Annotated in this window: 19 protein-coding genes; 4 read left to right on the top strand and 15 right to left on the bottom strand. The window is 63.3% G+C overall.

Going from position 1 to position 17056, the window contains the following annotated elements:
- Position 1: 1 nt before the first annotated feature.
- The 13 genes from FLO80_RS14825 to kdsB all read right to left on the bottom strand — a co-directional run bounded on the left by FLO80_RS14825 (position 2) and on the right by kdsB (position 12061).
- Positions 2-2116, bottom strand: a complete 2115-nt coding sequence (locus FLO80_RS14825) for a 3-hydroxyacyl-CoA dehydrogenase NAD-binding domain-containing protein (RefSeq protein ID WP_111362467.1) — start codon at positions 2114-2116, stop codon at positions 2-4.
- A 151-nt stretch (positions 2117-2267) separates the two neighbouring features.
- Entirely contained in the window at positions 2268-2600 is a 333-nt protein-coding gene (locus FLO80_RS14820) for a DUF1491 family protein (protein WP_111362466.1), read from the bottom strand.
- Between the two features lie 93 nt (positions 2601-2693).
- A complete protein-coding gene (era, locus tag FLO80_RS14815) occupies positions 2694-3599 on the bottom strand; it encodes a GTPase Era (RefSeq protein ID WP_111362465.1) in 906 nt (301 codons plus the stop codon).
- Positions 3596-4276: a ribonuclease III gene (gene rnc / locus FLO80_RS14810; RefSeq protein WP_111362464.1), complete on the bottom strand. Its 681-nt coding sequence runs from the start codon at positions 4274-4276 to the stop codon at positions 3596-3598. Before rnc ends, era begins: the two co-directional genes overlap by 4 nt.
- A gap of 55 nt (positions 4277-4331) precedes the next feature.
- Entirely contained in the window at positions 4332-5168 is an 837-nt protein-coding gene (gene lepB / locus FLO80_RS14805) for a signal peptidase I (protein ID WP_111362463.1), read from the bottom strand.
- A gap of 225 nt (positions 5169-5393) precedes the next feature.
- A complete protein-coding gene (acpS, locus tag FLO80_RS14800; protein WP_111362462.1) occupies positions 5394-5834 on the bottom strand; it encodes a holo-ACP synthase in 441 nt (146 codons plus the stop codon).
- The gene (locus FLO80_RS14795) at positions 5831-6445 is read right to left on the bottom strand and encodes a LysE family translocator (protein ID WP_111362461.1); all 615 of its coding nucleotides are present in this window, start codon (positions 6443-6445) and stop codon (positions 5831-5833) included. The genes acpS and FLO80_RS14795 overlap by 4 nt, the downstream gene beginning before the upstream one ends.
- Positions 6438-7190: a pyridoxine 5'-phosphate synthase gene (locus FLO80_RS14790; protein ID WP_111362460.1), complete on the bottom strand. Its 753-nt coding sequence runs from the start codon at positions 7188-7190 to the stop codon at positions 6438-6440. Before FLO80_RS14790 ends, FLO80_RS14795 begins: the two co-directional genes overlap by 8 nt.
- Before the next feature lie 97 nt (positions 7191-7287).
- Entirely contained in the window at positions 7288-7950 is a 663-nt protein-coding gene (locus tag FLO80_RS14785) for a DUF2062 domain-containing protein (RefSeq protein ID WP_111362459.1), read from the bottom strand.
- Positions 7951-8007: 57 nt separating this feature from the next.
- Complete coding sequence (locus FLO80_RS14780) at positions 8008-10146, bottom strand: RelA/SpoT family protein (RefSeq protein ID WP_111362458.1); 2139 nt, start codon at positions 10144-10146, stop codon at positions 8008-8010.
- A gap of 34 nt (positions 10147-10180) precedes the next feature.
- Complete coding sequence (rpoZ, locus tag FLO80_RS14775; protein WP_111362457.1) at positions 10181-10534, bottom strand: DNA-directed RNA polymerase subunit omega; 354 nt, start codon at positions 10532-10534, stop codon at positions 10181-10183.
- Between the two features lie 136 nt (positions 10535-10670).
- Positions 10671-11303, bottom strand: coding sequence for an HAD family hydrolase (locus FLO80_RS14770; RefSeq protein ID WP_111362456.1), 633 nt, complete (start codon positions 11301-11303; stop codon positions 10671-10673).
- Positions 11300-12061: a 3-deoxy-manno-octulosonate cytidylyltransferase gene (gene kdsB, locus FLO80_RS14765; protein WP_111362455.1), complete on the bottom strand. Its 762-nt coding sequence runs from the start codon at positions 12059-12061 to the stop codon at positions 11300-11302. The genes FLO80_RS14770 and kdsB overlap by 4 nt, the downstream gene beginning before the upstream one ends.
- Before the next feature lie 105 nt (positions 12062-12166).
- Between kdsB and FLO80_RS14760 the strand changes: the two genes are divergently transcribed.
- Entirely contained in the window at positions 12167-13516 is a 1350-nt protein-coding gene (locus FLO80_RS14760; protein WP_111362454.1) for a 3-deoxy-D-manno-octulosonic acid transferase, read from the top strand.
- On the opposite strand, the gene folK is transcribed toward FLO80_RS14760, so the two are convergent.
- Positions 13513-14160 (bottom strand): 2-amino-4-hydroxy-6-hydroxymethyldihydropteridine diphosphokinase, encoded by a 648-nt coding sequence (gene folK / locus FLO80_RS14755; RefSeq protein WP_111362453.1) that lies wholly within the window; start codon positions 14158-14160, stop codon positions 13513-13515. The two genes, FLO80_RS14760 and folK, sit on opposite strands and share 4 nt — an antisense overlap.
- Positions 14161-14232: 72 nt before the next feature.
- Between folK and FLO80_RS14750 the strand changes: the two genes are divergently transcribed.
- Entirely contained in the window at positions 14233-14805 is a 573-nt protein-coding gene (locus FLO80_RS14750) for a LabA-like NYN domain-containing protein (RefSeq protein ID WP_111362452.1), read from the top strand.
- A gap of 15 nt (positions 14806-14820) precedes the next feature.
- Here FLO80_RS14750 and FLO80_RS14745 read toward each other — a convergent pair whose 3' ends face one another.
- Positions 14821-15291 (bottom strand): c-type cytochrome, encoded by a 471-nt coding sequence (locus FLO80_RS14745; RefSeq protein WP_246156699.1) that lies wholly within the window; start codon positions 15289-15291, stop codon positions 14821-14823.
- A gap of 152 nt (positions 15292-15443) precedes the next feature.
- Between FLO80_RS14745 and ispH the strand changes: the two genes are divergently transcribed.
- Positions 15444-16394, top strand: a complete 951-nt coding sequence (gene ispH, locus FLO80_RS14740; RefSeq protein WP_111362450.1) for a 4-hydroxy-3-methylbut-2-enyl diphosphate reductase — start codon at positions 15444-15446, stop codon at positions 16392-16394.
- A complete protein-coding gene (locus FLO80_RS14735) occupies positions 16391-17038 on the top strand; it encodes a glutathione S-transferase family protein (RefSeq protein WP_111362449.1) in 648 nt (215 codons plus the stop codon). Before ispH ends, FLO80_RS14735 begins: the two co-directional genes overlap by 4 nt.
- Positions 17039-17056: the final 18 nt, after the last annotated feature.

The following is a 17056-nucleotide window of genomic DNA, read 5'->3' as shown; positions in this document are numbered from 1 at the left end:
CTCAGCTTGCGGCGCGTTTGTTGAGGTCGTCGAAGCTCTCGCCCTTTTCGACCATGTCGATGATGAGTTGCGCCGGTTTCCAGAATTTGGGGTCTTCCTTCTCGAATTCGCGCAGATCGTTCAGCACGTTTTCAAGGCCATACATGTCGGCGTATTTCATCGGCCCGCCGCGATAACGTGGAAAGCCGTAGCCGAAGAGAAAGGTCACGTCGATATCCGAGGGTTTGAGAGCGATCCCCTCTTCCAGAACCTTGGCGCCTTCGTTGATCATTGCAGCGAGATAACGACGGATGATCTCATCCTCGGTGAACTCTCGCGGCGCGATGCCCAGATCGCGGCGTGCCTCGTCGATGATCTTTTCCGCGTCGGGGTTGGGGGTGCCGCGGCGATCGCCCTCCTTGTAGACATACCAGCCCTTGCCGGTCTTTTGCCCGAACCAGCCGTTTTCGCAAAGCCGGTCGGCGATCGTGCCGTTATAGCGCGCGTCGTTCGAGCGGGTGGCGGCCTTGTTCTTGCGGTTGGACCAGCCGATATCCAGCCCCGCAAGATCGCCCATCGCATGAATGCCCATTGGATAGCCGAAGTTCACCAACGCCTCGTCAACCGCATAGGGCGAGGCACCGTCTTCGACCATATAGGCCGCTGCAGTGGCGTATTTACCAAGGATGCGATTGCCGATGAACCCGTCGCAAAGTCCCGCGCGCACCGGCACTTTCTTCATCTTCTTGGCCAGATCAAAGCCGGTGGCGATGGCGTCATCGGTTGCATTGCTGGGGATCACGATTTCGAGAAGCCGCATGATATTGGCGGGCGAAAAGAAATGCAGGCCGATCACGTCCTCGGGCCGTGATGTGGCCGATGCGATTTCGTCGATGTTGAGATATGACGTGTTCGAGGCGAGCACCGCCCCGGGTTTGGCCACCTTGTCAAGGATTGCGAACACCTCTTTCTTGACATCCATGTTCTCGAACACAGCCTCGATGATCAGGTCGGCATCGCCAAGGTCGTCGTAGGAGGTCGAAGGCGTATAGCGCGCCATGATGGCGGCCTTTTGCTCTTCGGTCTTGCGGCCCTTCTCGACGTCGCGGGCATAGACCTTTTCGACGTTGTTCCGGCCCCGGTCGATGCTTTCCTTGTCACGTTCGACCATGGTGACCTCGAGCCCCGCATTGAGCGCGGCCACGGTGATGCCCGCCCCCATCGTGCCGCCGCCGATCACGCCGATCTTGCTGAGCGGGCGCGGGTCGGCGCGGCCGTTCTCGGGCACCTTGGCGCTGGCGCGTTCTGCGAAAAAGGCGTGGACAAGCCCCTTTTGCTGCGGCGTTTTCAGGCATTCCATGAAGCAGTCGCGCTCGTAGTTCGAGGCGTCTTGCAGCGAATGGGTGAGCGAATATTCCATCGAGTCGACCATGCGCGCCGGGGCGTAGAGCCCCTTGGCCTTCTTCACGATTCCATTACGCGCGGCTTCGAGTGCGGCGGCGTTCTCGGCGTCCGTTCCCAGGCCCTCGCTGCGTTCGGAGGTCTTGCGCGGGCCGGCACCTTCGGCAACGAGTTCGCGTGCATAGCTCTTGGCACTGTCCAGCAGATCGCCATCGGCCAGACGATCAAGGATACCCAGCGACAGCGCCTCTTTCGCGCCGACCTGGCGGCCCGAGATCATGATATCGAGCGCGGCCGCGATGCCCGCAACGCGAGGCAGGCGGATCGTGCCGCCCGCGCCGGGCAAGACACCGATCAGAACCTCGGGCAGGCCGACGCGGCCCTTGGGATCGGCAATACGGTAATGACAGCCCAGCGAGATTTCGAGCCCACCGCCAAGTGCCGTGCCATGGATCGCGGCGATCACCGGTTTGGTCGCGTCCTCGATTCGCGTGCAGACTTCGGAGAGACCAGGCGGTTGCGGAGGCTGACCGAATTCGCGAATATCTGCCCCGGCAGGGAAAGTGCGACCGGAGCCGATGATGATCGCGGCCTTGATCGCGTCGTCGGCGTCGATCTCTTCCATCGCCTTGTAAAGCCCCTGCCGCACGGCGGCGCCGAGCGCGTTGACCGGCGGGTTTTCGACTGTGACCACGGCGATTTCGCCGTCGCGGGTGAGGGTGACCTGATCGCTCATTGCTGTTCTCTTCCCTGATTGTCCTCCGGCGCCGTGGCGCGTGGCCCGGCACGAACGCTAATATGCCTGCATGGGAGGCAATTGGGCAACAGCGCATCAGAGTTTGGCCGTCACGTAACTGGGTCTGACGCCGCGTTACCGTGTGGGAGGATCAACCCGAAAGACCCGGCGCATCGAGCAGGTGGCGACCCGTGCGGTCCTCGATCTCGACGACCCAGAGATCGGGATCGAAGCCGCGTTGTTTCGCAATGGACGCATCGACATCCGTTTCGCCGCCTTCGGCCAGAAGGTCCCATTTGCGAGCGCCGGTCATCGGGTCGAAGGTGCGATGGTAGGCGCGCGCCTGTCCGTCGAGCGTGTTGAGCTTGACCAGCACCGCGCCCGACGTGTCGTCGCCATGGGCAGTGACGAATGCGGGGATGTCATGGAGCCTCAGCCGGGCGAGATAGGCATGCACCCAGAATTCGGCGGTCAGGCGGGACATGGCGACACGGGCATGGGCGCGCGATCAAGGCCCCTTGCACACCTCTGGCGGGACACGCCTTTCAAGGCATGTTCGGTCAGGTGAAGCGACAGGTCAGTTCCCATCTTTGAATTCGAGTCCCATTTCCGAATAACGTTCGCTTTCCTCAAGCCAGTTGGGCCTCACCTTGATTTGTAAAAACAAGTGGATGCGGCGGCCGAGGAATTCTTCGAGTTCTTCGCGGGCGAGTTTCGAGATGGCCTTGATGGTTTCGCCCTTCTTTCCCAGAACGATCCCCTTGTGGCCGTCACGCATGACATAGATCACCTGATCTATGCGGGCGGAGCCATCCTTGCGCTCCTCCCAGTTTTCGGTTTCGACGGTGAGTTGGTAGGGAAGTTCCTGATGCAGGCGCAGGGTGAGCTTTTCACGGGTGATCTCGGCGGCGATCATGCGCATCGGCAGGTCCGCGATCTGGTCCTCGGGATAGAGCCACGGCCCCTCGGGCAGCGTTTCGGCCAGCCAGGCACGAAGATCGTTCGTGCCATATCCCTTTTCGGCGGAGATAAGGAAGGTCTTTTCAAACGCGAAGCGATCGTTGAGATTCTTCGTCAATTCAAGCAGTTGCGGCGCCTCTACGCGGTCGATCTTGTTGATGGCAAGGGCGATGTGCCGGCTCTGCGGCAAATCCCCGAGCCCTTCGAGGATACGCTCCACGCCTTCGGTGATGCCGCGATGCGCTTCGATCAGGAGCACGATGATATCCGCATCCGCAGCCCCGCCCCAGGCGGCGGCGACCATGGCGCGGTCGAGTCTGCGGCGCGGCTGGAAGAGGCCGGGGGTGTCGACAAAAACGATCTGGGCATCACCCTCGATCGCCACGCCACGGATGCGGGCGCGGGTGGTCTGGACCTTGTGGGTCACGATCGACACCTTGGCGCCGACCATGTGGTTGGTGAGCGTCGATTTACCCGCGTTGGGCTCTCCGATCAGGGCGACAAAGCCGCAACGTGTGGTCATGTTTCTACCTTGTCCAGAAGGGCCTTGGCGGCGGCCTGTTCGGCGGCGCGTTTGGAATTGGCGGCGGCCCGGGCGGCCTCGCCGGTGGCGAGCCGGGCCTCGATGGTGAAGACCGGCGCGTGATCGGGGCCTTCGCGTTTCAATTCGTTATAGCCAGGCGGTGGAAGTTTGCGCGCCTGGGCCCATTCCTGAAGCGCGGTCTTGGCGTCGCGAGCGTCGGTGTCGACGGTTTTTATTCTTTTACCCCATAGCCTTAGAATAAGATCGCGTGCGGCGGAAAATCCACCATCGAGATAGACGGCGGCAATCACCGCCTCCATCGCGTCGCCCAGAAGAGCGGTCTTTCGCCGCCCGCCGGTCATCATTTCGGAGCGACCAATCTTGAGCACCGCGCCGATGTCGATCTCGCGCGCGATTTCGGCGCAGGCTTCCTTGCGCACGAGCGCGTTGAAGCGCGGGGCAAGCTGGCCCTCGCTGGCTTCGGGATCGTGATCGAGCACGGCCTCGGCCATGACAAGACCCAGCACGCGATCTCCGAGAAATTCCAGCCGCTGATTGTCGCCCCGTGTGGGCGAGGAAATCGAGGCATGGGTGAGCGCACGGATCAAGAGCCCGGGATCGGCGAAACTATGGCCGAGTCGGGTTTCGAACTCCTTAATGTCGCGTGCAAGTTTCATGACAGGCCCTAAATGGAGCGAATGGGGGGCGCTGTCCAGATGCTGGGCGCGGCGATTATTCGATTGCCTTGAAATAGCGGTCGGAACGCCATGTCCAGAAAAACAGCATCGAGCGACCGGCCGACGAGAACATGATCCGGTCGGCACGTCCGATGATGTCTTCGTAGGGCACGTAGCCCACGCCGCCCGCGGTCTGGGCGACGCGACTGTCGGTGGAGTTGTCGCGGTTGTCGCCGAGGAAAAAGTAATGCCCGTCGGGCACGGTATAGACGCCGGTATTGTCCGATCCCTGCATGGTGACATTCAGGATCGCATGTTTGAGGCCGCCCGGAAGTGTTTCCCAATACCTTGATTTTTCACAGATTCCCCCTGCACCGACGGGGCCGTTTTCACAGCGGGGCGTGCGGCCCTCGGGGCCTTGGGGTTCGAACCGTTCGGTGAAGGTGCCGGCGGGTTCGGTTGGGGCGGGTTCACCGTTGATGAAGAGTTGCCCGCGCTGCATCTGGATCTTGTCACCGGGGAGGCCGATGAGGCGCTTGATGTAGTCCGAGCCCGAGACCGGGTGGCGGAACACGACGACATCGCCACGCTGGGGTTCGCCGCCCCAGATGCGGGAATTGTCGGATTTCATCCAGCCGCAGATGTCTTCGGCGTCGATGTCGAGGCCGAGGCTGGCGATGCGGATGGACGGGCAGGACGCATGGGAATAGCCGTAAACCATTTTATTCACGAACAAAAAATCACCGACCAGCAATGTGTCCTTCATGGACCCGGAGGGAATCCAGAAGGGCTGAAAGAACAGGGTCCGGAAAATTCCAGCGATGAGAAGCGCATAGACGATCGTCTTGATCGTTTCGAGTACCGAACCTGCGAAGCTGCTCTTTTCGCCCATGGGCGGACCTCCTGGGTGTCATTGTGCCCGCTTCATGCGGGGCCGGGGCAGGGGTGTCAAGGCCATCTGCGGGAAGGAGGGTTAACGCGGCTTCGCGGCGCCGAATCGGGGGGTGACATCCGGCTGACATCCGGCTGTCGCGCGGCTGCCGGGTCAGCGGGTGGCGGGTTCGGGCATGGAGGTTAACGTCGCGCGCGCTGACGGGCGCGCGACCGCGGCGTCGGATCAGTGCGCGGAGCGCGACGCGGACGGTGTCGGGTCGGACTCGGGCAGTGGGCGGGCCTCGATCAGAACGAAAGCCTGGGCCCAGGGGTGATCGTCGGTCAGGGTGACGTGGATGATCGCCTCGTGCCCCGGCGGGGTCATCTCGTCGAGCCGTTCGCGGGCCCATCCGGTGACATGCATCACCGGCTGGCCGGTCGAGATGTTCGAGACCGCCATGTCCTTCCACGCGATGCCCATGCGCAACCCGGTGCCGAGCGCCTTCGAGCAGGCTTCCTTGGCGGCCCACCGCTTGGCATAGGTGCCGGGCGTGTCGCGGCGGCGCTCGGCCTTGCGCTGTTCCACCTCGGTAAAGACGCGGTTGCGAAAACGGTCGCCGAACCGGTCGAGCGTGCGCGCAATCCGGTCGATATTCGCAAGGTCGGTGCCAATGCCGAGGATCATTGATTGGCCGATGACCGCAAGAGCGACAGCCCTGCGGCACCCAAGAGCAGACCGACGCCAACCTCGATCCAGCGCCGTGCGCGCATATAGGCGCGCATCATCACCCCGGTGGAAAAGAACGCGACCCAGCCGATGTAATTGGCCAGCCCGATCAGGCCGCAGAGCAGCATCAGCGGGACATAATCATGCCCGCCCCCGCCGAGCCCCAATGACAGCGTTGCCATCCAGGCGAATATGGCCTTGGGATTGGACAGGTTGAGCATAAGCCCGGCCAGGAACAGGCGGCGCGGCGTGGCGCGGGCGACCGTCGTGGCGTCGTCACGCGCGGCGGCGCGCAGCGATTGCAACGCCAGCCACAATAGGTAGGCCGCGCCGACGATCTTGAGCATCGTCAGTGCCCATCCTGTCGATTGCAGCACTGCGCCCAGCCCTATTGCGGCCAGCACGCCCCAGAAAAACAAACCCAATCCGAGGCCCAGGGCAAACCGCATGCCCCTGGCGCGCCCGGTGGCCATGGCGACACTTGCGGCGGCCAGGTTCGCCGGGCCGGGTGAGATCGCGATCACGGCGAAGGCCAGCGTTGCAGAGAGAAATTCCAGAGGCTCAGCCATCGCGCGCCTCGTCCATCAAACGGCGCATTTCGGCGAGCGCGGCGGGCAGGCCGATGAAAATCGACTCGGCGATCAGGAAATGACCGATATTGAGTTCCATGACCTCGGGAAAGGCGGCGACGGGTTTCACGGTGTCGAAGGTCAGGCCATGGCCGGCATGGACCTCAAGTCCGAGGGAATGGGCATGTGACGACATCTCGCGCAGGCGCGCAAGCTCGGCGTCGCGTTCGGCGACTTTGCCCTCGGCGTGCAGGTCGCAATAGGCGCCGGTATGAAGCTCGACCACCTGTGCGCCGATTCGCGCCGCCGCCTCGACCTGGGCGATGTCGGCGGCAATGAAGAGCGACACGCGGCAACCCGCGTCGCGCAGCGGGGCGATGAAATGGGCGAGGCGGTTTTCTTCGCGCGCGACTTCGAGCCCGCCTTCGGTTGTGCGTTCCTCGCGCTTTTCGGGGACGATGCAGACGGCGTGGGGCACGTGGCGCAGGGCGATCTGCTGCATCTCATCGGTGGCGGCCATCTCGAAATTGAGCGGCACCGAAAGGCCCGACATCAGCGCCTCGATATCGGCGTCGCCGATATGGCGGCGGTCTTCGCGCAGATGTGCGGTGATGCCGTCGGCCCCGGCCTCTTCGGCCAGTTTGGCGGCGCGCAGCGGGTCGGGATAGGCGCTGCCGCGCGCGTTACGGACGGTGGCGACGTGGTCGATATTCACGCCAAGGCGGAGTTTGCCCGGTTGTGTCATTCGGTGATTCCCTCGATCTTTGACCGTAGGGTAATGGCTTTGGGTGCCGGGGTGAATCGGATATTGGCTCAGCCGCGTTCGGGGTGCCCGACGCGGGTCAGTCGCCGGTCGCGTTGTCCTGAGCCTTGGACTCGGCACGTTTGCGCTTGATCGCTTCAAGCTTGTCCTTCAACCGGCCCTTGCGGCGGTTCTGATAGGCGCGGATGACCGGCACGGCGAGGTAGTAGCAGGTCGAGGCGGCGATGATGCCGGGAATGATGCCGCCGATCATGTAGGGAAAGAACACCTCGTCGTAAAAGACCGAAAGGCGATGCCAGTTCTGCGGCGCGCCGGTGAAAATCGCGATGATGTTCTGCCACAGGTCGGCCCATGCGTCGCTGAACTTGCCCGCGAGCGAGCGTCCCGCGTGTTCGGGGTCGAACTCGGTTCCCAGAAGCCAGTGGCCGGTGCCGAGCGAGACGAGGGCGATCGGAATATAGGTGAGCGGGTTGCCGAAGAACGTGGCCAGCAATGCCGCCACGATATTGCCCTGCATCAGCCGTGCAAGAATGATCGAGATGACGAAATGCAGCCCGTAGAACGGGGTGAAGGCGGCAAAGACCCCGGCCCAGATCCCGCGCGATATCTTGTGCGGCGGATCGGGCAGCCGGTGCAGGCGATGACGGACATATTGCGCGGCGCGCCACCATCCGCCGCGCGGAAAGAAGAATTCCGCCACGATCTTCCAGATGGGCCGTCTGTCGCGTCGTCTAAAGACCAACGGTCTTCTCTCCTTCCTTTCGGTGCGCGGACCCCTGTTGCCTTTGCGGTTGGGGCGTCAGTTCTGCGCGATGCGTTGGCCTGCGCGCTCGGGGTCGCGGTGACGGCTTATGGCCGCCACGTCGTTATCGGCTTCGAGGACCGATGTGACGCGGTGGAGATGTTCGGCATCGCTCAGGTCTACGTCAATCAGCAGGCGGAAAAAATCAGGTTTGCGGTCAACAAACCGCAGGTCGGAGATATTGGCCTTCTGCTCGCCGATCAAGGTGCAGACCCGGCCAAGAACACCGGCATCATTGCCGATGGTCAGATCGAGGGTCACGGCATAGACGGCCGGGTGGCGCCCGGGTTGCCAATGCAGGTCGAGCCAGCGGGCGGGTTGGTCCTCGTAGCTGGAGAGCACGTCGCAATCAATCGCGTGCACCACCACGCCACGGCCGCGATAGGTAATGCCCACGATGCGTTCGCCGGGCAACGGTTGGCAACAGGGCGCACGGCTCATCATCCGGTCGGCGCCGAGGCCGATGACCGCGCGTTCGGTCGAGATTTCCTCGGACTTGTCCGGCACGAGGTCGGGATAGACCGATTGCACCACGTCGCGGGCGGTGATCTCGGCCGAGCCGAGCCGGGCGAGCAGGGTGTTGCGATCCTCAAGGCGCAGATTGCGGGCGGCGGTTTCGAGCGCCTTGTCGGTGGCGCGTTTGCCGACATGGTCGAAGGCCGCCCGTGCCAGTTCGCGCCCGAGCTTGATGAAGCGTTCGCGGTCGACCTCGCGCAGGGTGCGGCGGATCGCGGTCTTGGCCTTGCCGGTCACGGCGATGTCGAGCCATGTGGCCTGCGGTGTCTGGCCTTCGGCGGTGATGATCTCGACCGACTGGCCGTTCTTGACCCGGGTCCAGAGCGGCACGCGCATGTTGTCGACCTTGGCCCCGACGCAGGCATCGCCGATGCGGGTGTGGATGGCATAGGCGAAGTCGATCGGCGTGGCCCCGCGCGGCAGCTTGACCACTTCGCCCTTGGGGGTGAAGCAGAATACCTGGTCGGCATACATCTCGAGCTTGACCGCTTCGAGGAAATCCTCGTGGTCCTCTTCGCTGTCAAAGCGTTCGGTGAGGCCCGCCACCCATTTCGCGGGATCGACCGCGAACGGGTTCTCGGAGGGCACACCGTCGCGATAGGACCAATGCGCGGCGACGCCGGATTCGGCCACGTCATGCATCTGCCAGGTGCGGATCTGGACCTCGACCCGGCGACCGTTGCGGCCCGAGACGGTGGTATGGATCGAGCGATAGCCGTTCGACTTGGGTTGGCTGATGTAATCCTTGAACCGGCCCGGCACGGCACGCCAGCGACGGTGGATCACGCCAAGGGCGGCATAGCAATCCTCTTCGCTGTCGACGAGGATGCGAAAGCCGTAGATGTCGGACAGGCGCGAGAATGAGAGCTCTTTCTCCTGCATCTTGCGCCAGATCGAATAGGGTTTCTTTGCCCGGCCCAGCACCTTGGCCCGGATGTCGGCCTTTTTCAGTTCGGCCTTCATGTCGCCGGTGATGCGTTCGACCACATCGCCGGTTTCCTTTTGCAGGGTGACAAAGCGGCGCATGATCGAGTTGCGCCCCTCGGGGTTGAGCACCTTGAAGGCGAGATCCTCAAGCTCTTCGCGCATCCATTGCATCCCCATGCGACCGGCGAGCGGTGCATAGATGTCCATGGTTTCGCGCGCTTTCTGGCCCTGTTTCTCGGGGCGCATCGCCTTGATCGTGCGCATGTTGTGCAGCCGGTCGGCGAGTTTGACGAGGATTACTCGCAGATCGCGCGACATGGCGATGAAAAGCTTGCGGAAATTCTCGGCCTGCTTTGTTTCGGTGGAGGAGAGTTGCAGGTTGGTGAGCTTGGTCACACCGTCGACGAGATCGGCGATTTCGCGGCCAAACCGCTTTTCGACCTCGGGAAACGAGGCGCCGGTGTCTTCGATCGTGTCATGCAGAAGGGCGGTGATGATCGTCGCGTCATCAAGCCGCTGGCCGGTGAGAATCTTGGCGACCTCGACCGGATGCGAAAAATACGGCTCGCCGGAATGGCGTGCCTGACCCTCATGCGCGGCCATGCCGAAATCATAGGCCGCGCGAATCAGGTTCTCGTCGGTCTTCGGGTTATAGGCGCGGACCAGTTCGATCAGATCGTCTACGGGGATCATCCGGTCCGCATCCGGGGTTGGGGTCGGGGCGTTTTCAGCTCTGACCCTGGGCTTCCATCAGGGCGCGCAGCAATTGTTCTTCCGAAAGGTCGTCCTCGGCCGGTTTGTCGGCTTCGGCACCCATCAGGATTGCCATCGCGTCATCTTCGGGTTCGTCAACCTCGATCTGGTTCTGGTTCGATTCGATCAGGCGTTCGCGCAGGTCCTCGACCGATTGGGTTTCATCGGCGATTTCGCGCAGGGCGACGACGGGGTTCTTGTCGTTCTCGCGCTCGACGGTGATCGGCGCACCGGCCGTCAATTCGCGCGCACGGTGTGCGGCGAGCATCACCAGATCGAACCGGTTGGGAACCTTGTCAACGCAGTCTTCGACGGTTACGCGGGCCATGTGGAACTCCGGGTTGGGGCAGGGACATCAGAAACCGACTTCATAGTGCGGCTTGGCGGGGAATACAAGCAGAGAGTCGTCGCCCGAGGGGGCGGCGTTCTGGCCCTTGCGGGCAGGGTGGTGACCGCCTTGCGGGTCAGCCCACGTGATCCCTGACCGCGGCAAGCGTGCCGATGCGGTCAACATGGTTGAGCAGGTTGCGCGGTAGCGGCGCGCCCCCGTCGGGAGCCAGCATGACAAACCGCATGCCGGCGTTCAGAGCGAATTGAAAGTCGAAGATCATGTCGCCGACATAGAGCATTTCGGCGGGTGTGGCGCCGGTCTGTTCGCATACGATCCGGGCCGCCATTGGGTCGGGTTTGCCGCGGGTGAGGTCATCGCCACAGACCAGCGCATCGACGCTGAAACCTATGCGTTCGATGATCAGTTCGGAATTGGCGCGCGGTTTCGAGGTAATGATCGAGGTGCCGAACCCCTGTTCCCGGCACCAGTCGAGAAGCCCGGACGCGCCGTCGATCTGGTCGATCCGGTCGTAAAGGCGACGGGTATGGGCGAAATAAAGCTCGTTCAGCTCCATCTCGAAATTCGACAGGCCCAGCAGTTCGAGAATCCGGGGAAACGGCAGGCCGACATAGCGGCGGTATTCGGCAAAGCCGCAATTGATGCGCAGTTTTTCGGTCGCAGCCTCCCATGCCTCCTGCATGATGGCGAAGGAATTGATCAACGTGCCGTCGAGGTCAAAGGAGATGTGGCGGATCGGGTCACTCATGCGATTTCACGCTCGATGCGTTCGCGATAAAGCGGGTCACGCTCCATCATGCGGCAGGCGAGTTCATAATCCTCGGGCGTGTCGACCGAGAGCGAGGTGCCGGTTTGCAGGAAGGTGCCGATCGGTTCGCCCAGTTCGACAAGCCGCATCAGCTCGATCCGCTCGGTGTTTTCGAGCGGGGTCGGCGGGGATGAGACGAAACGACGCAGCGCGGGAAGGCGAAAGCCGATGATCGAGAGATGTTTCTTGAGCGGTTGCGGCATCTCGCCGAAATGGCAGGGCACATCGGCACGCGAGAAATAGATCACCCGGTCGTCATGCGAGACCATCTTGACCCGGTTGAGGTTGCCGTATTCGTCGATCATCTGGTGCGGCACGACGCAGCCATAGCCGGTGCGGGCGGTGAAATCGGCCACTTCTTCGATATATTCGGGGCGCACGAAGGGTTCGTCGCCCTGCACATCGACGATGATGTCGTCATCGGTCAGGCCCATGACCTCGGCCGCTTCGGCGATGCGCTCGGTGCCGTTCTGATGCGTGGAGCGGGTCAGGCAGACCTCGATCCCGTATTTCTCGCAGGTCATGAGAATCTCGATGGAATCGGTACAGACCACGGCCTTGGTCACGCGGGGCGAGAGCGCGGCGCGCTTGGCAACATGCACGATCATCGGCACGCCCGCGATCTTGCGCAGCGGCTTGCCGGGCAGGCGCGCGCTTTCCATGCGGGCGGGGATGAGGGCGAAAACGCGGTTCTGCATCGGCTATGGCATTGTCTGGCATGAGGAAAGCAATCATACCTTCATAGGCGTGCGTCCCGGGCCTGTCCAGTCACCGGGGCGCCGGATTGGCAAGGACGGGGTGATATGGGGGAAACGGACAAACGCGATAACCTGAGCCGGGCATGGGCGGCAATGCGCGCAACAGAGCGGTGGATGCTGCGCGCCTATTTCGGGCTGATGCGGGCGATTCCCGAAGCCCTGGCGGTGGCGCTGGTGCGCCGACGTGCCCGGGCGCGTCCGGGTGAGGAAAATGCCGAGCGCGCGCCGGAGCGCGTGGCCCGGGGGATGGCCGCCCGGCCCGAGGGGCGCGTGGTCTGGCTGCATTCGATCGGGCCGGGGGATTCGACGGCGAACCTGACGCTGGCGCGGGCGTTGCTGGCCGAGGATGCCAGTCTTACCTGCCTGGTGACGACACGGGTGGCGGCGGCGCAGAAGACATTCGCGAAACTCGCCGAGGAGAGCGACGGGCGGCTGATTGTCATGCTCGCGCCGCTGGATTTTCACCGGGCGACGCGGCGGTTTCTCGATCACTGGCGGTTCGATCTGGCGATCTATGGCGAGGGCGACATGTGGCCCAATGCGCTGTGTGGGCTGGTGGAGGCAGATGTTCCCATCGCGCTGGTCAACGGCCAGTTCAATGGCCGCCTGGGGCGTCTGGTCGGGCGCAGGCCGGGCCTTGGCCGCTGGGCGATGGCGCATTTCGACCTGCTGCACGTGTTTCGGCGGGAATGCGTGGAAGAGGCGGAACGCTGGATTCGGCCGGGTTGCGAGGTGGTGCATCATCCCAATCTCAAGATGGATGCCCCCGCGCCGGGGGTGGATGAGACGCTTTTGGGCGAGATGCGCGCGCGCTGGGGGGATGCGCCGGTCTTTGCTTGCGGTTCGGTGGCCGATAACGAGATCGAGACGTTGATCGACGCATGGGGCCGTGCGCGGCGCGAGGTGCCGGGACTGAAGCTGATCCTTGTGCCGCGCTGGAAAGAACAGGGTGAAGAAATCGCCGCGATTGCCCGGGCGCGGGATCTGACCGTGCCGCGACGCTCGGTCCAAGGGTTGCCGGGGGCGCAGGACGAATTTTTCCTTGCCGACAGCTATGGCGAGATGGGGACGTGGTTCGAACTGGGATACGGCGTTTTCATGGGGCATACGCTTTTCGGTGGTATCGGGCACAACCCCTATGAGGCGATTGCCCGGCAACGACCGATTCTGTCAGGGTCGATCACGCCGCTCTTGCCGGCCGATTATACCTATCTCACCGATATCGGGCTGTGCCGGATCACGCCGGATGCCGAGAGTATTGCGCAAGGCATGATCGACTATCACCAGGCGATGCGGGATGGCGAGGACCGGTTCGCACCGTTTCGCGCGGCGCAGGGGTTTTCGCACGACCTGGCGCGGCGGTTGCTGGTGCTCATGGAGGATCGGCCGGGTTAGGTCGACGGACCGGGGGGCGGGGCGACCGGCACGATCTCGGCCACGGCCTCGGGGGGGAGGGCTGCGCACATGTCGGCGATGCTCTGGCCCAGCACGGGATGCACCCAGTCGGGCGCCACGTCGGCCAGCGGAATCAGCACGAAGGCGCGATCCTGTAGCCGGGGGTGCGGGAGAATCAGCCGGTCGGGGGCAATGCGGGTCTGACTTTCGGGGGGAAGTTCGTGCCAGTGATTCCACGTCGCGTGATCGGGCAGCACGAAATTTCCGACGGCCAGCAGATCGAGATCGAGCGTGCGCTGTCCCCAGCGTTCGGCCCGCGCGCGGCCATGGGTTGCCTCGACATCGTGAAGCAGGGCCAGAAGCGTGTCGGGCGATCCGCCGTGGTGCAGGCAGGCAGCGGCATTTATGTAATCCGGTCCGTGACCTGCCGGGAAGGCGGGGGTGCGGAAAAACCGGCTGACAGCGGTGATCGAGCAGCCCCTGGCCGCCAGGTCGTCAAGGGCCACGCGCAGGGTGTCGGACGGCGTTCTGCCCGCATGGGGCAAGTTCGCGCCGAGTGCGAGCAAGCAAAGTTGATCGCTGTTGAGTGCCACCGTATACTGTTCCCCGTGAGAAGCCGCTTGCAAGGTGTATAGGATAAACATATTTCACTTGGGTCGCCCCGCTACCCACACACTCACGGATTTACTGGCGGGACGCAATCGGAAGGAAATTTGATGTTCTACAAAGACGAACGGCTGGCGCTGTTCATCGACGGATCGAATCTTTATGCCGCCGCGCGTGCGCTGGGGTTTGACATCGACTACAAGCTTTTGCGGCATGAATTCATGCGTCGCGGAAAGCTCTTGCGCGCGTTCTATTATACCGCGCTGCTGGAAAACGATGACTATTCCCCGATCCGACCGTTGGTCGACTGGCTGCATTACAACGGTTACTCGATGGTCACGAAACCGGCAAAGGAATACACCGACAGCCAGGGACGGCGGAAGGTGAAAGGCAACATGGATATCGAACTGACCGTCGATGCCATGGAGCTTGCCCCGCGGGTCGACCATGTCGTGCTGTTTTCCGGCGATGGCGATTTCCGCCCGCTGGTCGAGAGCCTTCAGCGGCAGGGTGTGCGGGTGTCGGTGGTTTCGACTATCCGCAGCCAGCCGCCGATGATCGCGGACGAGCTGCGCCGACAGGCCGACAATTTCATCGAGCTGGATGAGCTGAAAGACGTGATCGGTCGCCCGCCGCGTCCGGTGCCGCAGGAGCGCGAGCACGAGGATGTCACCAGCGAATAGGCCGGTGACTTCGGCTTATTGACCCTGCGCCGCGTTCATCTGATCGTGGCGGGCGATGATCTGTTCTGGCCATGTCGATTTGATATAGGCCAGAATGGCAAGGATCTCGTCATCGTCGAGTTGATCGCCGAATCCCTCCATCCGGGTCTTGTAATCGCCGCCCACAAGGGCGGCGGTGCCGTATTTGGTGATCATCAAGAGCTGTTCGTCCGGGTGATGCCAGGTGTGGCCGGTCTCATCATGCGGCGGGGCGGGGAGGTAGCCGTCCTCGTCGGGCTGGCGCCAGTTCGCCTCGCCTTCGAGATCGGCCCCGTGGCAGGCGGCGCAATAGTCGTCGTAAAGCGCCTTGCCGCGCAACACTTCGCGCGCGTCGGTATAGGGAAACAGCCCCTGCGCGGAAACCGGCGGCACGGCGGTCAGCGACAGGCAAAGGACCGACAGGCAAAGGACGGTGAGGCCGCACGGCATGGGCGTTTTTCGGGTCATGGTGGCTCCGGTCAGGTTTGTCGCCGTGATTTCGGGGCTTCCTGTGCGGGAAGGTCAAGTCAAGGTGGCGTGACCCCGGCTGAATTTCGGGCGCTTGCGTCTGGACGCAGGCGGTCAAAACGCATAGCTCTTGGCCTGCGACAGGAGACGTTATGACCAAACCACCCCTGACCCTTTTTCTTGCGGCGCCGCGCGGGTTCTGCGCGGGTGTGGACCGGGCGATCAAGATCGTCGAGATGGCGATTTCGAAATGGGGCGCGCCGGTCTATGTGCGCCACGAGATCGTGCACAACAAATACGTGGTCGACGATCTGCGCGCCAAGGGCGCGGTTTTCGTCGAGGAATTGAGCGATTGCCCCGATGACCGGCCGGTGATCTTTTCCGCCCATGGCGTGCCCAAGGCGGTGCCGGCAGAGGCCGAGCGGCGCGAGATGGTGTTCGTCGATGCCACCTGCCCGCTGGTCAGCAAGGTGCATATCGAGGCCGAGCGCCATTCCGAGACGGGGCTTCAGATCATCATGATCGGCCATGCCGGGCATCCCGAGACCATCGGCACGATGGGCCAGTTGCCCGCGGGCGAGGTTCTGTTGGTCGAGACGGTCGAGGATGTCGCGCGAGTCACGGTGCGCGATCCCGAGAAGCTGGCCTTTGTCACACAGACGACGCTTTCGGTGGATGACACGATCGACATCGTGGCGGCGCTCAGGGCGCGGTTCCCGGCGATTCGGGGGCCGCACAAGGAAGATATCTGCTATGCCACCACCAACCGGCAGGAGGCCGTCAAGGCGATCGCCGGGAAGGCGCAGGCGATGCTGGTCGTGGGGGCGCCCAATTCGTCGAACTCGCGCCGTCTGGTCGAGGTCGCCCGGCGGGCGGGCTGTGGCTATTCGCAGCTGGTGCAGCGAGCGGGCGATATTGATTGGCGCGCGCTTGAAGGGGTTGAAAACATCGGCGTGACGGCGGGGGCCTCGGCGCCCGAGCTTCTGGTCAAGGAAGTGATCGACGCGCTGTGCGCGCGGTATGACGTGACCATCGAAGAGGTCGAAACGGCGCAGGAGAATGTCGAGTTCAAGGTGCCGCGCGTGCTGCGGCAACCGGCATGAGCGGCGCGGCGGTTGCCCTGACCGGGTTTCGCCACAGCGTTTATACCCGCGTGGCACGGATCGCGCTGGCCGAAAAGCGGGTGGATCACGATTACGAGGAACACGATCCCTTTGCGCCGGGCGCGCGGGGGTCGCATCCGTTCGGGCGGGTGCCGGTTCTGCGTCATGGCGATTTCACGATCTACGAGACCGCTGCGATCACCGACTATATCGACCGGGCGTTTGACGGACCGGCATTGATGCCGCGCGATTCGAAAGCGGCGGCGCGGGTTGCGCAGGTGATCGGGATCGTTGATGCCTATGGCTATTGGCCACTGGTGAGGCAGGTTTATTCCCATGCCGTCTATCGCCCGGTTTTGGGCGAACCCGTCGCGCCCGAGATCATTGCCGAGGGGCTTGAGGCCGCGCCGGGGGTTCTGGGCGCGCTTGATGCGCTGGCGGCGGAAGGCCTGGTTCTGAATGGCGGGTTCACCCGGGCCGATTGTCATCTGGCGCCGATGATCGCGGCCTTTGCCAGCGCGCCGCAGGGGGCGGCGATGCTGGGCGATTTTCCGCGGCTTGCCGCGTGGTGGGCGATGGTACGGACGAGGCCGAGCGTGGTGGAGACCGATGTGCCCCTTTCGCCGGAATCGCCACGCGGCTAGGCTAGGACGTGGCCCGGT

The sequence above is a fragment of the Aquicoccus porphyridii genome, assembly GCF_008369105.1.
Classification (GTDB): Bacteria; Pseudomonadota; Alphaproteobacteria; order Rhodobacterales; family Rhodobacteraceae; genus Aquicoccus; species Aquicoccus porphyridii.
This window is presented reverse-complemented; position numbering and strand designations above follow the sequence as displayed.

What these genes read in the sequence shown, in the direction of transcription:
- FLO80_RS14745 (WP_246156699.1), bottom strand. Translation starts at nt 15,291, where the DNA reads ATGACCCGAAAAACGCCCATGCCGTGCGGCCTCACCGTCCTTTGCCTG.
- FLO80_RS14790 (WP_111362460.1), bottom strand. Translation starts at nt 7,190, where the DNA reads ATGACACAACCGGGCAAACTCCGCCTTGGCGTGAATATCGACCACGTC.
- kdsB (WP_111362455.1), bottom strand. Translation starts at nt 12,061, where the DNA reads ATGCAGAACCGCGTTTTCGCCCTCATCCCCGCCCGCATGGAAAGCGCG.
- lepB (WP_111362463.1), bottom strand. Translation starts at nt 5,168, where the DNA reads ATGGGCGAAAAGAGCAGCTTCGCAGGTTCGGTACTCGAAACGATCAAG.
- FLO80_RS14750 (WP_111362452.1), top strand. Translation starts at nt 14,233, where the DNA reads ATGTTCTACAAAGACGAACGGCTGGCGCTGTTCATCGACGGATCGAAT.
- era (WP_111362465.1), bottom strand. Translation starts at nt 3,599, where the DNA reads ATGACCACACGTTGCGGCTTTGTCGCCCTGATCGGAGAGCCCAACGCG.
- FLO80_RS14795 (WP_111362461.1), bottom strand. Translation starts at nt 6,445, where the DNA reads ATGGCTGAGCCTCTGGAATTTCTCTCTGCAACGCTGGCCTTCGCCGTG.
- FLO80_RS14735 (WP_111362449.1), top strand. Translation starts at nt 16,391, where the DNA reads ATGAGCGGCGCGGCGGTTGCCCTGACCGGGTTTCGCCACAGCGTTTAT.
- rnc (WP_111362464.1), bottom strand. Translation starts at nt 4,276, where the DNA reads ATGAAACTTGCACGCGACATTAAGGAGTTCGAAACCCGACTCGGCCAT.
- FLO80_RS14825 (WP_111362467.1), bottom strand. Translation starts at nt 2,116, where the DNA reads ATGAGCGATCAGGTCACCCTCACCCGCGACGGCGAAATCGCCGTGGTC.
- rpoZ (WP_111362457.1), bottom strand. Translation starts at nt 10,534, where the DNA reads ATGGCCCGCGTAACCGTCGAAGACTGCGTTGACAAGGTTCCCAACCGG.
- acpS (WP_111362462.1), bottom strand. Translation starts at nt 5,834, where the DNA reads ATGATCCTCGGCATTGGCACCGACCTTGCGAATATCGACCGGATTGCG.
- FLO80_RS14770 (WP_111362456.1), bottom strand. Translation starts at nt 11,303, where the DNA reads ATGAGTGACCCGATCCGCCACATCTCCTTTGACCTCGACGGCACGTTG.
- FLO80_RS14760 (WP_111362454.1), top strand. Translation starts at nt 12,167, where the DNA reads ATGGGGGAAACGGACAAACGCGATAACCTGAGCCGGGCATGGGCGGCA.
- FLO80_RS14820 (WP_111362466.1), bottom strand. Translation starts at nt 2,600, where the DNA reads ATGTCCCGCCTGACCGCCGAATTCTGGGTGCATGCCTATCTCGCCCGG.
- FLO80_RS14780 (WP_111362458.1), bottom strand. Translation starts at nt 10,146, where the DNA reads ATGATCCCCGTAGACGATCTGATCGAACTGGTCCGCGCCTATAACCCG.
- folK (WP_111362453.1), bottom strand. Translation starts at nt 14,160, where the DNA reads ATGTTTATCCTATACACCTTGCAAGCGGCTTCTCACGGGGAACAGTAT.
- ispH (WP_111362450.1), top strand. Translation starts at nt 15,444, where the DNA reads ATGACCAAACCACCCCTGACCCTTTTTCTTGCGGCGCCGCGCGGGTTC.